Here is an 18,350-nt window from a genome sequence, read left to right as displayed (position 1 = left end):
CGATGGCCGCCCCGCATGCTGCCTTCCGCTCCGTGTTCATCGCCAACCGGGGCGAGATCGCTTTGCGCATCATGCGCACGGCGCGTCGCCTTGGCATGCGCACCGTTGCCGTGTATTCCGATGCTGACCGCGATGCGCCGCATTGCCGCGCGGCCGATCTGGCGTTGCCGATTGGCGCATCGCAACCGCAGGCGTCGTACCTGAACATTGCGGCGTTGCTGGAGGCGGCGCGCAAGTCGGGTGCGCAGGCGGTCCATCCGGCCTACGGCTTCCTCGCGGAGAGCGACGCCTTTGCCAACGCGTGCGCAGACGCGGGCCTCGTCTTCATCGGCCCACCCGCAGATGCCATCCGCGCGATGGGCAACAAGGCCGGTGCCAAGCGCCTCATGGAAGCCGCCGGCGTGCCCTGCGTGCCGGGCTACCAGGGCGAAGATCAATCCGCCGAGCGCATGGCGGAGGAAGCCGCACGGATCGGCTATCCGGTGATGATTAAGGCGGCGGCCGGTGGCGGTGGGCGCGGCATGCGGCGCGTCGAGCGGGCGGACGAGTTTGCGGCGGCGCTGCAGTCTGCGCGTTCCGAAGCGGAGAACGCGTTTGGCTCGGGCGAGTTGATCCTCGAAAAAGCCATCGTCGAGCCGCGCCATATCGAGATTCAGCTGTTTGCCGATACGCATGGCAACGTGGTTTACCTCGGCGAGCGCGATTGCTCCGTGCAGCGTCGGCATCAGAAGCTGATCGAAGAATCGCCGTCACCCGCGGTGTCGCCCGAGTTGCGCGCGCGCATGGGTGCGGTGTCGGTGGCGGCGGCACGCGCCATCGGCTACGTGGGCGCGGGCACGCTGGAATTCCTGCTCGCCCCGGACGGCGCGTTCTACTTCATGGAGATGAACACGCGGCTGCAGGTCGAGCATGCCGTGACCGAAGCGATCGTCGGCGTCGACCTGGTCGAGTGGCAGTTGCGCGTGTCGCTGGGCGAGCCGTTGCCGCTTACGCAAGACGCCATCGATGCACGCCTCGCGCAAGGCGGCCACGCCATCGAAGTGCGGTTGTGCGCAGAAGATCCGCAGCAGAATTTCCTGCCGCAGAGCGGCACCGTCGCCCGCTGGCGTGCGCCGCAGGATGTCCGCACGGACCATGCATTGGCCGATGGGCTCGTCGTTTCGCCGTACTACGACTCGATGCTCGCCAAGATCGTCGCGCACGGCACCGACCGCGCCGATGCATGCCGGCGTCTCGCGCACGCCTTGGACGATTGCCTGCTGCTTGGCCTGCCGACCAACCGGGCGTTTCTGCGCGACTGCGTGGCGCATCCGGCGTTCCTTGCCGGCGATGTGTCCACCGCGTTCATCGACCGGCATTTCCCGGCCCCGATGCGCCAGTCTGCCGTACCCGATGCAGCGGTCTGCCAGGCGGCCGCCGTGCTGCTCACGCACTTGCGCGAAGGCGCCGCACGCCGCTATCCCGCAGAACTACGCGGCTGGGCCAGCAGCCGCACATACCCGACGCTGTGCCGTTTCACGCTCGACGGTGAAGCCATCGACATGCGCCTGCGTGCGCTCGGTGCGCAGCAATGGGAACTGGCCTGGGACGGCGGTGCCACGCAGGTGGCGCTTGTCTCTGAGGGCGACGGTCACCTCACGCTGGCGCTGGGCGACACATTCCACGCGGTGGATTACGCCCTCACCCCGGCTGCGTGCCACTTCGTGCTGAATGGCATCGAACACACCGCCATCGACACCACCTACGCCAAGGCGGAGCGCAGCGGCGCACAAGCGGGCAGCGGCCGCATCAGCGCGCCGATGAACGGCCGCGTGGTCGCCGTGCACGTAGCTGAAGGGGAGGCCGTCAGCGCCGGTCAGGTGCTGCTGGTGGTGGAGGCGATGAAGATGGAGCACAGCATTGCCGCGCCGCTCGCAGGCGAGGTGAGGGGGCTGTTCACCCAGGTCGGGGCGCAGGTTGCGCCCGGCGGGTTGCTGATGGAGATTGCCGCGGCCTGACGGCTGCGTTGCCGTTCCTGTTCATCGTTTCGTCGTGCAATTCGTGCGGTCAATGCGGTCAATGCGGTCAATGCAGTCCACAGGAGACGTCCCATGTCCGAAGCCACGCCAGACACCACGCTTGAAGCCAACCTGCTGAACCGGGTGACGCTGGGCGATACGTTGCATCGCAGTGCACGCAAGTTCGGCGCGAAAGTCGCGCTGGTCGATGGCCCGCGTCGCATGACGCATGCCGAGCTCAACGCAGACAGCAATCGCTATGCGCACGCGCTGCTTGCAAGCGCCCTCATGCCTGGCGACAAGGTCGCGATGGTGTGCGGGAACTCGGCGCAGTTCCTGGTGGCCGCGTACGGCATTCTCAAGGCGGGGCTGGTGTGGGTGCCGATCAACGCGATGCTCGGGCCGGATGACGTGCGCTACATCCTCGAACATGCCGAGGCGCGGCACGTGGTGATCGACGCGGCGCTGTACCCGGCGCTGCGCGACACGCTGAATGCGCTGGGGCTCCCGGCGCACCAATGCTTCGGTGAACCAGTTGCCGATGGCCCGCAAACGGTGGAGCAAGCGCTGCAAGGCCACGCCGATACGCTGCCCGCCGTCGTGATCGACGACCGCGATCTCGCGCTCATCATGTACACCAGCGGCACGACCGGGCGGCCAAAGGGGGCCATGCATTCGCACCGTTCGGTGCATGCCGCGCTGATGTCCAACATCGCCGGCCTGAACCTGAACGAGACCGACGTGTTCTCGTGCCTGCTGCCGATGTTCCACTGCGCGCAGTTTGCGACGGCTGCATCCGCGATGATGGTGGGCGCCACGCTCGTCATCCAGCGCGGCTTTGATCCGGCAGCGCTGCTGGACGCGATTGCGAGCGAGCGCATCACGCAACTGTTCGGCCTGCCGCTCATGTATGCCGCGCTGCTGCACCATCCGCTGCGTGCGCAGCGAGATCTCTCCAGCCTGCGCCTGTGCCTGTATGCGATGGCGCCGATGGCCAAGCCGCTGCTCGAACGCCTGATTGCCGAGGTGTGCCCGAACTTTGCCCTCGGCTCCGGGCAGACCGAGATCTTCCCGATGACGATGTACTTCGCGCCCGACCAGCAACTGCAGCGCACCGGCAACTATTGGGGCCAGCCGTGCATGGTGAACGAGGCCGCGGTGATGGACGATCAAGGCAATCTGCTCGGCCCCAACCAACTGGGCGAGATCGTGCACCGCGGCCCCAACGTCATGCTCGGCTACTTCAAGGACCCGCAGGCCACCGCCAACGCACGCCGCTTCGGCTGGCACCACACGGGCGACCTCGGCATGTGGGATGCCGACGGCCAGCTTCAGTTCAAGGACCGCATCAAGGACATGATCAAGACCGGCGGCGAGAACGTGCCGTCGGTCAAAGTGGAAGAAGTGTTGCTAAGGCATCCGGCCGTGGCGAATGCCGCAGTGGTCGGCTTGCCGCACGCGCACTGGGTGGAAGCCGTGGCCGCGTTCGTCTGCCTCAAGCCCGATGCACACGCCGATGCGGCCGCGCTGCAGGCGCATTGTCGGGCGCATCTCGGCAGCTTTGAGGTGCCCAAGCACATCGCCGTGGTCGACAAGCTGCCCATGACGGCGACGGGCAAGATCCAGAAGCATGTGCTGCGCAGCGCCAATCAGACGCTGTTCGAGGGCGAGGCCCGCTAAGGAACGCTAAGCCGCCGGCTGAGGCGGCGTACGCAGGATGAACAGCACCGCCTGATCGGCGAGCGCATCGATGCTGATGCCCGCGCCGGCCTGATACCACTGCGCCGTCCAGTTCAGCGCACCGAACATCAGCAGCCGATCGACGGGCGTCGGGTGGGCCCATTCGCCGGAGGCACGCAGGCGCTCGATCACGCGCGTCCAGATGTCTTCGTACCGGTCCTTGAGCGCGATGATGCGTTCCTGCGCCTGCGCATCGAGCGAGCGCCATTCGTACAGCATCACTGGAATGAAATCCTGGTGGGGCGCAAGGATCGTGTAGAGGTGCGCGCGCACCAGCTGGCGCATCGCCTCGCGCGGCGGCAGGGCGTTGATATCGATGGCCTCGATGTCGGCCAGCGCCACGGTCAGGCCGTGTTCGATCACGGCCTGCAGGATGTCCTGCTTGGTCTTGAAGTAATAGAACCAACTGCCCGCATGCACGCCCGTGGCAGCGGCAATGTCGCGCACCGTGGTGTTGCCGTAGCCCTTCTCGCGGAACAGCCTGGCCGACTGCTCGATCAGCGCGCGGCGCAAGCCCTCGTTGGCATCCTGTGCGGGGCGGCCGCGCTTGCGTCGCGGTGCTTCGGCTCCAGTGGTGGCTTCGGGCGGGTTGGGTGTGGCAGGTTTCGGCATGCCCTGGGGAGAAGAAGAGGCGTCGCCGCATTGTAGCGGGGCATCGCCACCGCGCGGCACGTCAATCGCGGTTCAGGATGCGGCCGTGTTCGACGGTGGCGGCGCCCGCCTTGACCAGCGCCGCAATCGCGGCATCCAGCAATGTCTCCATCGATTGGCTCGCGAAGAAGCGCGCCTGCAAGCGCGGCATCAGTGTGGTCTGCGTGAACCACGTGAACAGCGCGTCGTGCGACAACGCCTGCTGCTCGAGCAGCTTGAACTTCACCAACACGCGAATGGCGTGCAGTGCGTTGCGCTCGGGGTCAGCACGCAGATAGGCAAGCCGCCCAAGCGACGCGTCAATCGCGGCGTTGACGTCGATAAACGGCCGGCCATGTCCGGGAATCACCACACGCGCATCGAGCTGCGCGATGCGCTCGAGAATGGCCTGCTGCTCGGCAAAGCCGCTCTCGCCTTCAAGCTCGGGAAAGATCACGCCAAAGCCGCGTTCCCACAGTGCGTCGGCGGAGATCAACACACGCGTGTCGGGATTGAACAGGATGATCGCGTGCGGGTCGTGCCCGGGTGCGCTGATCACCTGCCAGTCGAAACCGCCCAGGCGCAGCGTCATGCCGTCAGCGAGGCCCGCGTCGGCATCGCTGTTGGGCAACGTGAAGCGCGCGCACTCCTGGCCTGTGGGGCCGTAGCTGAGGGCGTCGATGTCCCAGCGCCGCACGTCGTCGATCTGCGCGGCGGGCACGCGCGTGTGGCTGCCGTAGATGGCCTGCAGCGCCGCATTGCCGCCGCAGTGATCCGAGTGCAGGTGCGTATTCAGCAGGCGGCGCAGGGGCCGTCCCTGCAGCGCGTGCTTCACCAGCGCCACGGTTTGCGGGGCGTGCGTGAGATAGCCCGAATCCACCAGCGCGCAGCCGCCATGCGCTTCGTCGTCGAAGAAAAGGATGTTGTTGGACGACAGCCAACCGCGCTCGAACACGCGCATCGAATCCGGAAGGGTGACGATATCGTGTTCGGCCATGGTGATCAGCGGTCAGGCGCTGGGCGCGTCGTTGAGCCAGGCGCAGGCGCGCTCGGGCAAGGTTTTCCACACGGCCAGACGAGCCGCGTCGTTCATGGTCGACCACGCGGCAATTTCGTCGATCGTGCGCATGCAGCCGATACACAGGCCGCGCGCCTCGTCCATCTTGCAGACGCTGATGCACGGAGACGACACCGGCTGCGTACGCTCCGCCTGCTGGCGGCTGTTGCGCAACTTGCCGAGCGACAGCTTCAGTTGCGCGCGGGTGCAGGCGTCCATGCGTGTGCGATCAGTCGCGCTGGGCGATGTCGGCCACGGGCGCGCCGGTCATCGCTTCGAGTTCGGCAGGCGTAAGGTTGAACACGGCATGCGGGTGGCCGGCCGCGGCCCACACGCTGTCGAACTGGAACAGGTCTTGGTCGAGCAGCATCACGGGCTTGACCGCATGGCCGACCGGACATACGCCGCCGATGGCGTAACCGGTTTTCTCGCGCACGAACTTCGCATCGGCCTTGGCCAGCGCGCCCACGTGCGCGGAAACCTTTGCCTCGTCGACACGATTGGTGCCGCTGGCGATCACCAGCACCGGCACGTCATCTTCGGCGCGACGGAAGATGATCGACTTGGCAATCTCCGCCACCGAGCAGCCGAGGCCGGCAGCCGCTTCGGCAGACGTTTTTCCGGTGGCCGGCAGCATCACGATGGCTTTTTCGTAGCCGAGCGTGCGGAGGTGGTCGGCCACGCGTTGAGCGGATTCAGGCAGCGGCGCGTTCGTATCGGTAGCGGTCATCGTCGTTGTGCTTGGTGGGGTTTCAGATGCAGGCCTGGGCGATCTGGTCCTGCAGCTTGAGCAGCAGCGCGCGGCCTGCACGTGACGCCGTGGGGCGGCCGATGGCTTGCGAGATGAAGTCGCCCGCCAGCACCACCTTGTCCAGGTCGATGCCGGTGCGGATGCCCAGGCCGTGCAGCAGGTACAGCACATCTTCCGTGGCGACGTTGCCGGTCGCGCCCTTGGCATACGGGCAGCCGCCCAGCCCTGCCACCGATGCGTGGAAGATGGCGATGCCGACTTCCAGGCTGGCGAGGATGTTGGCCAGTGCCTGGCCGTACGTGTCGTGGAAATGACCCGAGAGGCGGTCGATCGGAAAGGTCGCCGCGGCGGCTTCCATCACGGTTTTCACCTGCCCGGCGGTACCCACGCCGATCGTGTCGGCAATGTCGATCTCGTCGCAGCCCAGGTCGGCCATGCGCTTGATGACATCCACCACCGACGACACCGGCACCTCGCCCTGATACGGGCAGCCCAGCGAACACGAGATCGACCCGCGCACGCGAATGCCCGCATCCTTGGCCGCCTTGGCCACCGGCACAAAGCGTTCGATCGACTCCGCAATCGAGCAATTGATGTTCTTCTGCGCAAAGGCCTCGCTGGCCGCGCTGAAGATCACGATCTCATCCGCACCCGCTGCTGCCGCGCCTTCGAAGCCCTTCATGTTGGGCGTGAGCACGGAGTACAGCGTGCCGGGCCGGCGTTGGATGCGGGCCATCACGTCGGCGCCATCGGCCATCGCCGGCACCCACTTGGGCGACACGAACGACGCGGCTTCCACGTTCACGAAGCCCGCCTCGGACAGCCGGTTCACCAGTTCGACCTTGGTGTCGGTGGAAACCGGCGCCTTTTCGTTCTGAAGACCATCGCGCGGGCCGACCTCGACCACCTTCACAAAATTCGGAATGCTCATCTCAGTACCCTCGTTGCAGATCGACGATGCCGGCAATCGGCTCGCCCGCTTCCAGCGCGCGGATCTTGCGCGCGATCTGGGCAATGCTGACCTCGCGCAGCGTCAACGCCGAAATGTGCGGCGTGATATGGATGCGTGGTTCGGTCCAGAAAGGATGGTCGGGCGGCAGCTGCTCGGTGCGGAACACGTCGAGCGCGGCGCCTGCAACATGCCCGCTGCGCACGGCGGCCAGCAGGTCGTCTTCCACCAGATGCTTGCCGCGCGCCACGTTGACAACGAATGCGCCCGGTGCGAGTTGCGCGAGCAGTTTCGCGTCGATCACGTTTTCGGTGTCGGCCGTCAGCGGCAGCACGTTCACCAGCACGCGCGTGCCCGCCAGGAAGCCCGGCAGTGCGTCGCTACCGGCCCGGCAATCGACGCCGTCGACGTGCTTGGCGGAGCGGCTCCAGCCGCGCACCGGAAAGCCGAAGCCTGCCAGCGTCTTGGCGATGTGCGTGCCCAGCACGCCCAGGCCGAGCACACCGACGACGAACTCGTCGCGGTTGAATGGCTTGAGGAAGCGCCACATCTTGGCTTGCTGCTGGCGCTCGTATTCATCGAGCCGGCGGAAGAAGCGCAGCACGGCGTGCGTGACGTACTCGCCCATCTGCGCGGCCATGCCGGCGTCGTCCAGCCGGACGATCGGCAGGCCTTCGGGAATCGCATCGGGGGATTGCGCGCGCAGGCCCAGGATCGCATCGACGCCCGCACCGAGGTTGAACACCGCGCGCAAATCCGTGCGGCCGCGCAGCATATCGGCGGGCGGCTGCCAGACCACGGCGTAGTCGGCATCCTGCGCGGCGCCTTGCTCCCATACCGACAGCCGCGCCTCTGGCAGCGCCTGCGCAAAACCGTCGAGCCAGGGTTGGGGCTTGCCGTCGGGCGTGTAGATCTGGATGTGCATGTGGGGCGACTTCAGTGCGGGTAGTTGACGTATACGTCAAGCAGTGTAGCAGGGGCCGCCAAGGCGCGTGGCGGCCCCGCTTGGGTCTCATCCAGGCGTCATTCGGCCGTCATTCAGCCGGCTTGAACGCCAGCAACTGCACACCCTCCGTCACCTGATCGCCCACGCCATACAGCACCGATTCGACGACGCCGTCGGCCGGTGCGGTGAGCGTGTGCTCCATCTTCATGGCTTCCATGACGACCAGCGGCGCGCCCTTGGTGACGGTCTGCCCCGGCGCGGCCAGCACGGCGATGACCTTGCCAGGCATCGGCGCGGTCAGCTTGCCGCCTTCGTCGTCGGCTTCGCCAGCATGGGCGAGCGGGTCGTGACGCTCGAGCGTCCAGTGCGCGCCGCCGGTGAAGACGTGGAACGTGTCGCCGTCGAGATGCACCTGACCGGTCGCCTTGTGCGAGCCCAGCGTGACGGTGAAGGTGTCGGCGTGGCGCTGCGAAGTGAAGGGCGCTTCATGGCCGTCTGCTTTCAGCCGCGAGCCGTCGCGGCCGTAGACGAGCGTGGCGTCGATGGCCTGATCGCCGTGCATGAAACGCAGCGCGCGTTCAGCCGCGCCGTTCAGGCGCCAGCCGCTGCCGCGCGCCCACGGCGAATGCGGATCGCGCGTGTCGGTGCGCAGGCTGCGCGCCTCGCGGGCGAGCAGCGCAGCCACAGCCAGGGCGATGGCGTCTTGCGGCACGTCCGGCGCTGCCGGGAACAGCGTGTCGTGATTGCGCGCGATCAGGCCGGTATCCAGATCGGCGGTCGCAAACGGCTTCGATGCGACAAGGCGGCGCAGGAAGGCCACGTTGGACGACAGCCCCACCAGGTGGAAGCTGCCCAGCGCCTGCAGCATGCGCGCGAGCGCCTCTTCGCGATCACGGCCCCAGACGATGAGCTTGGCGATCATCGGGTCGTAGTAAGGGCTGATGGCGTCGCCCTCGCGCACGCCCGCGTCGATGCGCACGGCGGCGGGTTCGCCATTGGCTTGCGCGCCGACGGTAAATTCCACCGCAGCCGGCGTACGCAGCACCTTCAGCGTGCCGATGGAGGGCAGGAAATCGCGGTCGGGGTTTTCTGCGTAGATGCGTGCTTCGAGCGCGTGACCGTGAATGTGCAGTTCGTCCTGCGTGCGCGGCAGCGGCTCGCCGGAGGCGACGCGCAATTGCCATTCGACGAGGTCTTCGCCGGTGATCATTTCGGTGACCGGGTGCTCGACCTGCAGGCGCGTGTTCATCTCCATGAAGTAGAACGTGCCGTCTTCATCGACGATGAATTCGACCGTGCCGGCGCCCACGTAGCCCACGGCGCGCGCGGCGGCCACGGCGGCCTCGCCCATCGCGCGGCGGCGGTCCAGCGTCATGCCGGGGGCGGGGGCTTCTTCCAGCACCTTCTGGTGGCGGCGCTGCACGGAGCAGTCGCGCTCGAACAGGTAGACGGCGCCGCCGAAGCTGTCTGCGAAGACCTGGATTTCGATGTGGCGCGGCCGCGTGAGGTACTTCTCGATCAGCACGCGGTCGTCGCCAAAGCTCGATGAGGCCTCACGCTTGACCGAGGCCAGCGAGGCTTCGAACGCATCGCCCGATTCCACCACGCGCATGCCCTTGCCACCGCCGCCGGCGCTCGCCTTGATGAGGACGGGGTAGCCGATGCGATCAGCCTGCGTGCGCAGGAATGCGGCGTCCTGGTTGTCACCGTGGTAGCCGGGCACGAGCGGCACGCCCGCCGTTTCCATCAGCGCCTTGGCCGCGCTCTTGCTGCCCATCGCTTCGATGGCCGAGGCCGGCGGCCCGACGAAGATGATGCCGGCGTCTGCGCAGGCCTTGGCGAAGGCTTCGTTCTCCGAGAGGAAGCCGTAGCCGGGATGGACGGCTTGCGCGCCCGTGGCGCGCGCGGCTTCGAGGATGCGATCGGCGCGCAGGTAGCTGTCGCGGGCGGCGGGCTCACCGATGTGGATGGCTTCGTCGCAGGCCGCGACGTGGCGGGCGTTGGCGTCGGCATCGGAGTAGACCGCGACCGTGCGGATGCCGAGCTTGCGGCAGGTGGCGGCGACCCGGCAGGCGATTTCGCCTCGGTTGGCGATGAGGAGCTTGGTGATCATTTTTGGTGTGTCTCCGGTGTTCTCTGCATCTTTCGCACTTGTGGTGCGTCCCTTGTTTCATCCCCTGCCGGGGCGGGCGGTTTTGGTCCATCCCTGTTTCGTTCCCTGCCGGGACCGACTTACTTTTCTTTGTCTTGCCAAAGAAAAGTAAGCAAAAGAAAGGCGCGCCCGAGATGGCGACACCCTCCTTGAATTTTCGTAACCGGGCGGAGACGGGAAAAACTCGCTGCGCTCAAACAGTTTCCCGTCTTGTTTCCGCCCGCTTACGAAAATTCAAGGCGCCATCTAGGGCAGGAACGTCAACGGCCAAACCGTTGGTGTGCATGCTCTGTCAGGCCCGTGTTTGTTGCTGTATTGCCGTTTGCTTCGCTCCGCGTCTTGCCGCGTATTCACTACTGCGCTTGTGCTCCGATGGTGTGGCCGTTGGAGCCCTAGATGGCGCCTTGAATTTCTGTTGCAGAGAGGAAAAAGAGGGGAGGCTGTTTGAGCGAAGCGAGTTTGCCTCCTCTCCCTCTCTGCGACATAAATTCAAGGAGTCCTTCGCCATCTCGGGCGCGCCTTTCTTTGCTTACTTTCTTTGGCAAGACAAAGAAAGTGAGTCGGCCCGGCAGGGGACGAAAGGGGAGCAGACCACCAACAAAAAACCAAGACCCACCCCCACAACAAAGCATCAGTCCGCCGGCGTAATGTCGATATGACAATGCGAAGACTGCGCCCCCGCATGCGATTCATGGTGCATGTGATCCTGCACCTCCACCCGCATCCCCAACCGCGCCAGCAGCTTGCGGTCAGCATCCGCCTCCGGGTTGTCCGTCGTCAGCAGTTTCTCGCCATAGAAGATCGAGTTGGCTCCCGCCATGAAGCACAGCGCCTGCAGCGCGTCGTCCATCGCCTCACGGCCAGCGGAGAGCCGCACCATCGCCTTGGGCATCGTGATGCGCGCCACGGCAATCGTGCGCACGAAATCGAACGGGTCCAGTTCTTCGTTGCCCGCCAGCGGCGTACCTTCGACCTTCACGAGATTGTTGATGGGCACCGAGTCCGGATACGGCTCCATGTTTGCCAGCTCGGCGATCAGGCCCGCACGCTCGTGCACCGATTCCCCCAGGCCGACGATGCCGCCGCAGCACACGTTGATGCCGGCGTCACGCACATGCTCGAGCGTGTCGAGCCGGTCCTGGTACGTGCGCGTCGTGATGATCTCGCCGTAGAACTCGGGCGCGGTGTCGAGGTTGTGGTTGTAGTAATCCAGGCCCGCTTCCTTCAACTGCGCGGCCTGTTCCTGCTTGAGCATGCCGAGCGTCACGCAGGTCTCCAGCCCCATCGCCTTCACGCCGCGCACCATGTCGGCCACGGCGTCGAGCTGATGCGGCTTCGGGTTGCGCCACGCGGCGCCCATGCAGAAGCGGCTTGCGCCGTTTTGCTTGGCGCGCGATGCTGCTTCCAGCACTTCGTCGATCGGCATCAGTTTTTCAGCCTCGACACCGGTGTCGTAGCGCGCCGATTGCGGGCAATACGAGCAGTCCTCCGGGCAGCCGCCGGTCTTGATGGACAGCAGCGTCGAGAGCTGCACCGCATTCGCATCAAAGTTGGCGCGGTGCACCTGCTGCGCCTGGAACAGCAGGTCGTTGAACGGCAGCGCGAACAGCGCTTCGATGGCTTCGCGGCTCCAGCGCGCGTCGGGCGCCTGGCCTGGCGTGACGGGCGCCTTGGCGGCGTTCGGAACGAAGTTGAGCGGAGTGGATTGCATGAGGACTTCCTTCAAGTGATGCGTGGTGTCGTTGTTATGCGGATCAGGCCGGCAGCAGCCAGTTCGGCTTGCGCTTGCCCAGGAAACTTTGCACGCCTTCCCGGCCTTCTTCCGAGGCGCGGATGGCGGCGATGCGTTCAGCGGTGTCGGCCAGCAGTGCGTCATTGACCGCAGCGCCAGACACCTCGCGCACGAGCCGCTTGCTCTCGCGCACGGCGTTCGGGCTGTTGGCGACGAGCGCAGCGGTGATGTCGGCCACCTTGGCGTCGAGGGCGTCTGCGCTCACCAGCTCATGCACGAGGCCGAGGCGATGCGCCTCTGCGGCGGAGAAACGCTCGGCAGTGATGAAGTAGCGGCGCGATGCCTGCTCGCCCAGCGCGCGGATCACGTATGGGCTGATGGTGGCCGGGATCAGTCCGAGCTTCGCTTCCGACAGGCAGAAGTTGGCCGTGTCGACGGCGACGACGATGTCGCACGCGGCGACCAGGCCGACGCCGCCGGCATAGGTGTCGCCCTGCACGCGCGCGATCACGGGCTTGGGGCAGGTGTAGATGGCGCGCAGCATTTCGGCCAGGCGCAGGGCGTCGGCGCGGTTCTCGTCATCGGAGTAGCCGGCCATCTTCTTCATCCAGTTCAGGTCGGCGCCCGCGCAGAACGCAGGGCCGTTGCCCGACAGGACGATGGCGCGCACGCTCGGCTCATTGGCCAGCGCGCGGAACGCACCGGTCAGCTCGGCGATGACCGTTTCGTTGAAGGCGTTGCGCACGTCGGGCCGGTTCAGCGTGAGCGTGGCGACGGCGCCGTGCTGGGCGAAGGCGAGGGTCTCGAAAGCGTTCATTCGGGGTCCTTGTTGGTGTCGGACTTGGGGTCGTCTGCGCCGGAGGCTTCAGCGTTGCTGCCCGGCGCCGCCGCTTGCACCGGGCCTGCCGGCAGACCGAGTTCGCGCAGGAAGGCATCCACCTGCGGCAGCCAGATGGCAAGTCCTGCATGGCTTGCAAACATGCCGTGCGAGTCGCTCTTGAAGTTGCCGAAATCCACCAGCCGGCCTTTGCCGCCGGCACTGGTGTAGGCGGCGAACATCCTGTCGGGCATCGGCTTGGGCCAGTAGCTGTCGTTGTCGCCGTAGAACCAGAGCGAGGGGTAGCGTGACTGGCGGCCGTACGTCTCGAAGGCGCGCACGAGGTTGCCTTCCCAGTCGGCACAGGTGTCGTTGCGCAGGCCGCCGGCAAAGTTCACCAGCCCGCGTACGCCGGGGTAGGCGATGGTGCCAAAGGCTAGTGTGGTCAGGCCGCCATGCGACTGGCCCATGACGACGATGCGGTTGCGGTCGACGTACGGCTGCGCGGTCATGTAGTCGAGCGCGGCCACCACGTCTTCGGCCTGGATGATGCCGTTGGCTTCCACATTGCAGCCGCTGCCGATATACGCGCCACCGGATTTGGAAAACCCCTGCCGCATCGGGATGGCCACCACGTAGCCGCGCGCGACCAGCGCCGCAGCCTGCTCGCTGTAACGGGCGCGCGCCTGGAATGCCGCCTTGCCGCGCGCCTTGCCGTGATTGAGCACGATGAGCGGGAAGGGCCCGTCGCCGGCCGGCTTGTAGACGGTCGTCTCCAGCTTGAGCGTGAAGATGCCCGCAGACTTGGGCACCTCTACGATGGTCTCGCTGATGCCGGCCGGCGCGGTCTCGCTCGCATGCGCAGCCGCAAGCAGCAGCGCGCAGCCAACGGCTGCCCAGGCGCTGCGCCACGTTCTCGCGGTGTTGCTGTTCACTGCAAATGTCCTGTTCGGTTGGCGGCTGCTTACATGCGGAACACGCCGAAGTTCATGTCGCCGATCGGCGCGTTCAGGCTGGCCGACAACCCAAGGCCCAGCACGCTGCGCGTGTCGGCGGGGTCGATCACGCCATCGTCCCACAGGCGTGCGCTGGCATAGTACGGATGGCCCTGGCGCTCGTACTGATCGCGGATCGGCGCCTTGAACGCGGCTTCTTCATCCGCGCTCCATTGGCCGCCCTTGGCTTCGATGCCGTCGCGGCGCACGGTGGCGAGCACGCTGGCGGCCTGTTCGCCGCCCATCACCGAGATGCGCGCGTTTGGCCACATCCAAAGGAAGCGCGGCGAATACGCACGTCCGCACATGCCGTAGTTGCCCGCGCCAAACGAGCCGCCGATGATGACCGTGAACTTCGGCACCTGCGCCGTTGCCACCGCCGTCACCATCTTCGCGCCGTTCTTGGCGATGCCTTCGTTCTCATACTTGCGGCCGACCATGAAGCCCGTGATGTTCTGCAGGAACACCAGCGGGATCTTGCGCTGGCAGCACAGCTCGATGAAGTGCGCGCCCTTGAGCGCGGCCTCCGAAAACAGGATGCCGTTGTTGGCGATGATGCCGACCGGGTAACCCCAGATGCGCGCAAAGCCGCAGACCAGCGTCGTGCCGTAGCGCGCCTTGAATTCGTCAAAGGCGGAATCGTCGACGATGCGGGCGATGACTTCACGCACGTCGAACGGCTTGCGCGTATCGGTCGGGATCACGCCGTAGAGTTCTTCGGCGGCGTAACGCGGTTCGACCGGCGCATGAATCTGCACTTGATCCGGCTTGCGGCGGTTCAGGTGCGCGACGATGCTGCGCGCTTGTGCCAGCGCGTGCGAGTCGTTGTTGGCGAAGTAATCCGCCACGCCGGACAGCCGCGTGTGCACATCGGCGCCGCCGAGGTCTTCCGCGCTCACCACTTCACCGGTGGCCGCCTTCACCAGCGGCGGGCCCGCCAGGAAGATCGTGCCCTGTTCCTTGACGATGATCGACTCGTCGCTCATGGCCGGCACATACGCGCCGCCGGCTGTGCACGAACCCATCACCACCGCGATCTGCGGAATGCCCTTGGCTGACAGGTTGGCCTGGTTGTAGAAGATGCGGCCGAAGTGATCGCGATCAGGAAACACGTCGTCCTGGTTCGGCAGGTTGGCGCCGCCCGAATCGACGAGGTACACGCAGGGCAGGTGGTTCTGCTCGGCGATCTCCTGCGCGCGCAGGTGCTTCTTCACCGTCATCGGGTAATACGTGCCGCCCTTGACCGTGGCGTCGTTGCAGACGATCACGCATTCCTGCCCAGAGATGCGGCCGATGCCGGTGATGATGCCGGCGCCCGGTGCAGCGTCGTCGTACATGCCGTACGCGGCCATCTGAGAGAACTCCAGGAACGGCGTGCCGGGGTCGAGCAGTTGCTGCACGCGGTCGCGCGGCAGCAGCTTGCCGCGGGCGAGGTGCTTGGCGCGGGCGTCTTCACCGCCGCCCTGGGCGATGCGCGCCACCTTGTCGCGCAAGTCGGCGACGAGCGCGCGCATGGCATCGGCGTTGGCCTTGAAGTCTTCAGCGCGGGGGTTCAGCTTGGTCTCTAGCGTCGGCATGGCAACAGTGCGGGAAGGTCGGTGCGGTTCAGTCAGGGAAGGTGCCGTCAACGTACAGCCAACGGCCTTCGGCGGATTCAGCGCCGCTGGCGTCCAGGCGGACGAAGCGGCTCGTTTCATGCAGGCGATGCGCGCGGCCGCCCACCTTGTAGCGCGCGACGAATTCCACCGTCGCATGCGTGGCGTCTTGCGGCGTGTGGCGCTTGACGTCCAGGCCGAGCCAGCGCGTGGCGGTGGCATCTGCCTCGCTCGTCTCCAGGTCGGCAGGGCAGGTGGACGGATGCCACGTGCGGCGCAGGTACGCCGTGTCGCCCAGCACATAAGCGCTGTAGCGCGAGCGCATGAGTTGCTCGGCCGTGGCCGGCGCGGCGTCGCCCGCGTGGAAGGGGCCGCAGCAGCGCGCATAGGCGCCGTTGCCGCAGGGGCAGGCGTCGGCCGGCCCGATGGGCTTGGGTTGTGCGGCAGGCATCAGGCCAGCAGCTCCGGCAGTTCGCGCATGTCGGTAAACGTGCGGGTGGCTCCCGCGGCGATCAGCGGGCCCGGCGCATTGCGGCCGGCGTATGCCAGCACCGTCATGCCGGCAGCGTGCCCGGCGGTCACGCCCGTGGGGCTGTCTTCGATCACCAGGCAACGCGCCGGCGATACCCCCAGGCTGCTCGCGGCCAGCAGGTACACGTCGGGCGCGGGCTTGCTGCGCGCGACTTCGGTGGCCGAAAAGATGCGCACGTCCGTGGGCTGGAAGTGCTCGATCAATCCGGTGCGGTTGAGCTGCAATTCAACCTTCGTGCGATCGGCGCCCGAGGCCACGGCCATCGGCAGGCCCAACCTGGACAGCACATCGATGGCGTGCGCGATATGCGGTACGGCCTCCACCTCGGCTTCGAGCAGCGCGTTGCGGCGCGCGTGGAAGGTGGACAGCCAGTTCGGCGGCAGCGGCGCGCCGCGCATCTCGGCAATGGCATCCAGCTCTTCGCGGATGGCCTTGCCCAGGAAGCGCTTGATGGAATCTTCCGGGCTGATGTTGATGCCAAGCTCGGTCAGCATCTCCCAGATCAGGCGGTTGACGAGGGGTTCGCTGTCGACCAGCACGCCGTCGCAATCGAAGAGGATCGCGTCAAAGCGGGGGTGGTTCGAAACGGGGGAGGTGACTGCAGTCATGCGTTCTTAGTAAGGGGTTCGTCGGCGGCGGCTGGTACATCCGCCGCTTTCGTGGAGGTCGTTTATATGCGTCCGTCGCGCAGCAGCGCTTCAATCTGGTCAAAGCGGTCAAAGCCCCAGAATGCTTCGCCGTCGACGATCACGTAGGGCGAGCCGAACACGCCGCGCGACATGGCCAGGTCGATCTCGGCCTTGAGCTGATCCTTGATCTGCTGGCTGCTCGCGCCGGCATTGAGCGCGGCACCGTCGATACCCATTGCGTCGGCAATCTTCATCACCTCCGCTGGTTCGCCAATGTTGATGTCGTCGACAAACAGCGCGCGGTAAAGCGCACGCGCAAAGTCGATGGCACGGTCGCCGCCGTGGTGGTCGTGTACCCACAGCGTGGCGCGCGCCGCGTATTGCGTGGGCAGTGGGAAGTGCGTCGGCTTGCGGTATTCAATGCCGTTGAAGCGTGCCGTGCGCTCGAAATCGCGCCATGCGTAATCGCCCTTGAGCGGCACCTGGGGCAGCGGGGAGCCGCCGGTCGTTTTGAACACGACCCCCAGCAGGATCGGATGCCATGCCGTCGCCCGGTTGTACCGCTGCGCGAGTTCTTCCACGCGCGTGCTGGCGAAGTAGCCGTACGGCGATGAGAAGTCGAAGTAGAAATCGATGGCCCCGTTCATGATGTGCTCCCCTGTTGTGCTGCGCCTTCCCCGAAAATGCCTACGCCAGTGCGCGGGCGATCAAGATCTTCTGGATATCGCTCGTGCCTTCGTAGATCTGACACACGCGCACGTCGCGGTAGATGCGCTCCACCGGGAAGTCGTTCACGTAGCCGTAGCCGCCGAAGACCTGGATGGCATCGGAGCAGACGCGCTCGGCCATCTCGCTGGCATTGAGCTTGGCCATGGCGGCCTCTTTCAGGCACGGCAGCCCGGCGTCTTTCAGGCTGGCGGCATGCCAGACCATCTGTCGTGCTACGTCCACGCGTGTGGCCATCTCGGCCAGGCGGAACTGCACCGCCTGGTGCGCGAACAGCGGCTGGCCGAAGCTTTCGCGCTCCTTGGCATACGCCAGCGCGGCTTCAAAGGCCGCACGCGCCATGCCAACGCTCTGCGCGGCAATGCCGATGCGCCCGCCTTCCAGCCCGGACAGCGCCATCTTGTAGCCCGCGCCTTCTTCGCCCAGCAGGCAATCGGCGGGGATGCGGCAATCTTCAAACACGATCTGCGCCGTGTCTGACGAGTGCTGGCCGAGCTTGTCCTCCAGCCGCGCGACGATGTAGCCCGGTGTGTTGGTCGGCACCAGGAATGCGCTGATGCCGCGCTTGCCTGCGGCCTTGTCGGTCACGGCCATGACGATCGCCACGTCGGCATGCTTGCCGCTGGTGATGAACTGCTTCACGCCGTTCAGGACCCAGTGGTCGCCATCGCGCACGGCCGTGGTGCGCAGCGCCGATGCGTCGGACCCGACATGCGGCTCGGTCAGGCAGAACGCGCCGAGCATCTCGCCGCGCGCCAGCGGCACGAGCCACTGCTGCTTCTGCGCGTCGTTCGCAAACGCCATCAGCATGCTGCACACGGGGCAGTTGTTCACGCTGATGACGGTGGAGGTGCCGCCGTCGCCGGCAGCAATTTCTTCCAGGATCAACGCCAGCGACAGGTAGTCGAGTCCCGCGCCCCCGAGTTCTTCCGGCACGGCCACGCCATAGGCGCCCAGTTCGCCTAGTTGGCGGTGCACGTCTTTCGGGAACGTTGCATCGCGGTCCCATGAGGCTGCGTGCGGGGTGATCGCCTCGCGCACGAAGGTGCGGATGGCGTCGCGAATCATTTCTTGCTCTTGGGTCAGCAGCATCGTTCCGGCC

General features: G+C 66.2%; 17 protein-coding genes. 2 read left to right on the top strand and 15 right to left on the bottom strand.

What is annotated here, in order from left to right; translation table 11 throughout:
- The first annotated feature begins 2 nt into the window (after positions 1-2).
- Complete coding sequence (locus ACTJK6_RS08035) at positions 3-1,997, top strand: acetyl/propionyl/methylcrotonyl-CoA carboxylase subunit alpha (protein WP_440838665.1); 1,995 nt, start codon at positions 3-5, stop codon at positions 1,995-1,997.
- Between the two features lie 93 nt (positions 1,998-2,090).
- On the top strand, positions 2,091-3,677 hold the full coding sequence (locus ACTJK6_RS08030; RefSeq protein ID WP_440838663.1) for an AMP-binding protein: 1,587 nt from the start codon (positions 2,091-2,093) through the stop codon (positions 3,675-3,677).
- 6 nt (positions 3,678-3,683) lie between these two features.
- Here ACTJK6_RS08030 and ACTJK6_RS08025 read toward each other — a convergent pair whose 3' ends face one another.
- From ACTJK6_RS08025 to ACTJK6_RS07955, 15 genes are all read right to left on the bottom strand, one after another.
- Complete coding sequence (locus ACTJK6_RS08025) at positions 3,684-4,349, bottom strand: TetR/AcrR family transcriptional regulator (RefSeq protein ID WP_440838662.1); 666 nt, start codon at positions 4,347-4,349, stop codon at positions 3,684-3,686.
- Between the two features lie 61 nt (positions 4,350-4,410).
- Complete coding sequence (locus ACTJK6_RS08020) at positions 4,411-5,364, bottom strand: MBL fold metallo-hydrolase (RefSeq protein WP_440838661.1); 954 nt, start codon at positions 5,362-5,364, stop codon at positions 4,411-4,413.
- Positions 5,365-5,376: 12 nt separating this feature from the next.
- Positions 5,377-5,643 (bottom strand): DUF1289 domain-containing protein, encoded by a 267-nt coding sequence (locus ACTJK6_RS08015; RefSeq protein ID WP_440838660.1) that lies wholly within the window; start codon positions 5,641-5,643, stop codon positions 5,377-5,379.
- A 10-nt stretch (positions 5,644-5,653) separates the two neighbouring features.
- Positions 5,654-6,154, bottom strand: a complete 501-nt coding sequence (locus ACTJK6_RS08010) for a YbaK/EbsC family protein (RefSeq protein ID WP_440076581.1) — start codon at positions 6,152-6,154, stop codon at positions 5,654-5,656.
- Positions 6,155-6,176: 22 nt separating this feature from the next.
- The gene (locus ACTJK6_RS08005; protein WP_232041730.1) at positions 6,177-7,106 is read right to left on the bottom strand and encodes a hydroxymethylglutaryl-CoA lyase; all 930 of its coding nucleotides are present in this window, start codon (positions 7,104-7,106) and stop codon (positions 6,177-6,179) included.
- Between the two features lies 1 nt (position 7,107).
- Positions 7,108-8,049, bottom strand: a complete 942-nt coding sequence (locus tag ACTJK6_RS08000; RefSeq protein ID WP_440838659.1) for a 2-hydroxyacid dehydrogenase — start codon at positions 8,047-8,049, stop codon at positions 7,108-7,110.
- A 109-nt stretch (positions 8,050-8,158) separates the two neighbouring features.
- Positions 8,159-10,183 (bottom strand): acetyl/propionyl/methylcrotonyl-CoA carboxylase subunit alpha, encoded by a 2,025-nt coding sequence (locus ACTJK6_RS07995; protein ID WP_440838658.1) that lies wholly within the window; start codon positions 10,181-10,183, stop codon positions 8,159-8,161.
- A gap of 670 nt (positions 10,184-10,853) precedes the next feature.
- Positions 10,854-11,933, bottom strand: a complete 1,080-nt coding sequence (gene bioB, locus ACTJK6_RS07990; RefSeq protein WP_260804049.1) for a biotin synthase BioB — start codon at positions 11,931-11,933, stop codon at positions 10,854-10,856.
- Positions 11,934-11,976: 43 nt separating this feature from the next.
- Positions 11,977-12,771 (bottom strand): enoyl-CoA hydratase/isomerase family protein, encoded by a 795-nt coding sequence (locus ACTJK6_RS07985; RefSeq protein WP_112186157.1) that lies wholly within the window; start codon positions 12,769-12,771, stop codon positions 11,977-11,979.
- Positions 12,768-13,706, bottom strand: a complete 939-nt coding sequence (locus ACTJK6_RS07980) for a dienelactone hydrolase family protein (protein WP_414560087.1) — start codon at positions 13,704-13,706, stop codon at positions 12,768-12,770. Before ACTJK6_RS07980 ends, ACTJK6_RS07985 begins: the two co-directional genes overlap by 4 nt.
- A gap of 29 nt (positions 13,707-13,735) precedes the next feature.
- Entirely contained in the window at positions 13,736-15,343 is a 1,608-nt protein-coding gene (locus tag ACTJK6_RS07975; protein ID WP_260804047.1) for a carboxyl transferase domain-containing protein, read from the bottom strand.
- Positions 15,344-15,371: 28 nt separating this feature from the next.
- Complete coding sequence (locus ACTJK6_RS07970) at positions 15,372-15,812, bottom strand: YchJ family protein (protein WP_260804046.1); 441 nt, start codon at positions 15,810-15,812, stop codon at positions 15,372-15,374.
- Positions 15,812-16,501 (bottom strand): HAD family hydrolase, encoded by a 690-nt coding sequence (locus tag ACTJK6_RS07965; protein WP_440838657.1) that lies wholly within the window; start codon positions 16,499-16,501, stop codon positions 15,812-15,814. Before ACTJK6_RS07965 ends, ACTJK6_RS07970 begins: the two co-directional genes overlap by 1 nt.
- A gap of 62 nt (positions 16,502-16,563) precedes the next feature.
- Positions 16,564-17,169 (bottom strand): 2-hydroxychromene-2-carboxylate isomerase, encoded by a 606-nt coding sequence (locus tag ACTJK6_RS07960; RefSeq protein ID WP_045202366.1) that lies wholly within the window; start codon positions 17,167-17,169, stop codon positions 16,564-16,566.
- 40 nt (positions 17,170-17,209) lie between these two features.
- Positions 17,210-18,340, bottom strand: a complete 1,131-nt coding sequence (locus tag ACTJK6_RS07955; RefSeq protein ID WP_440838656.1) for an acyl-CoA dehydrogenase family protein — start codon at positions 18,338-18,340, stop codon at positions 17,210-17,212.
- Positions 18,341-18,350 lie beyond the last annotated feature (10 nt).

It is taken from the genome of Ralstonia sp. 22086 (assembly GCF_052045975.1).
GTDB lineage: Bacteria > Pseudomonadota > Gammaproteobacteria > Burkholderiales > Burkholderiaceae > Ralstonia > Ralstonia wenshanensis.
The sequence above is the reverse complement of the archived record's forward strand: the minus strand, read 5'-3'. Positions and strand labels throughout refer to the sequence as shown.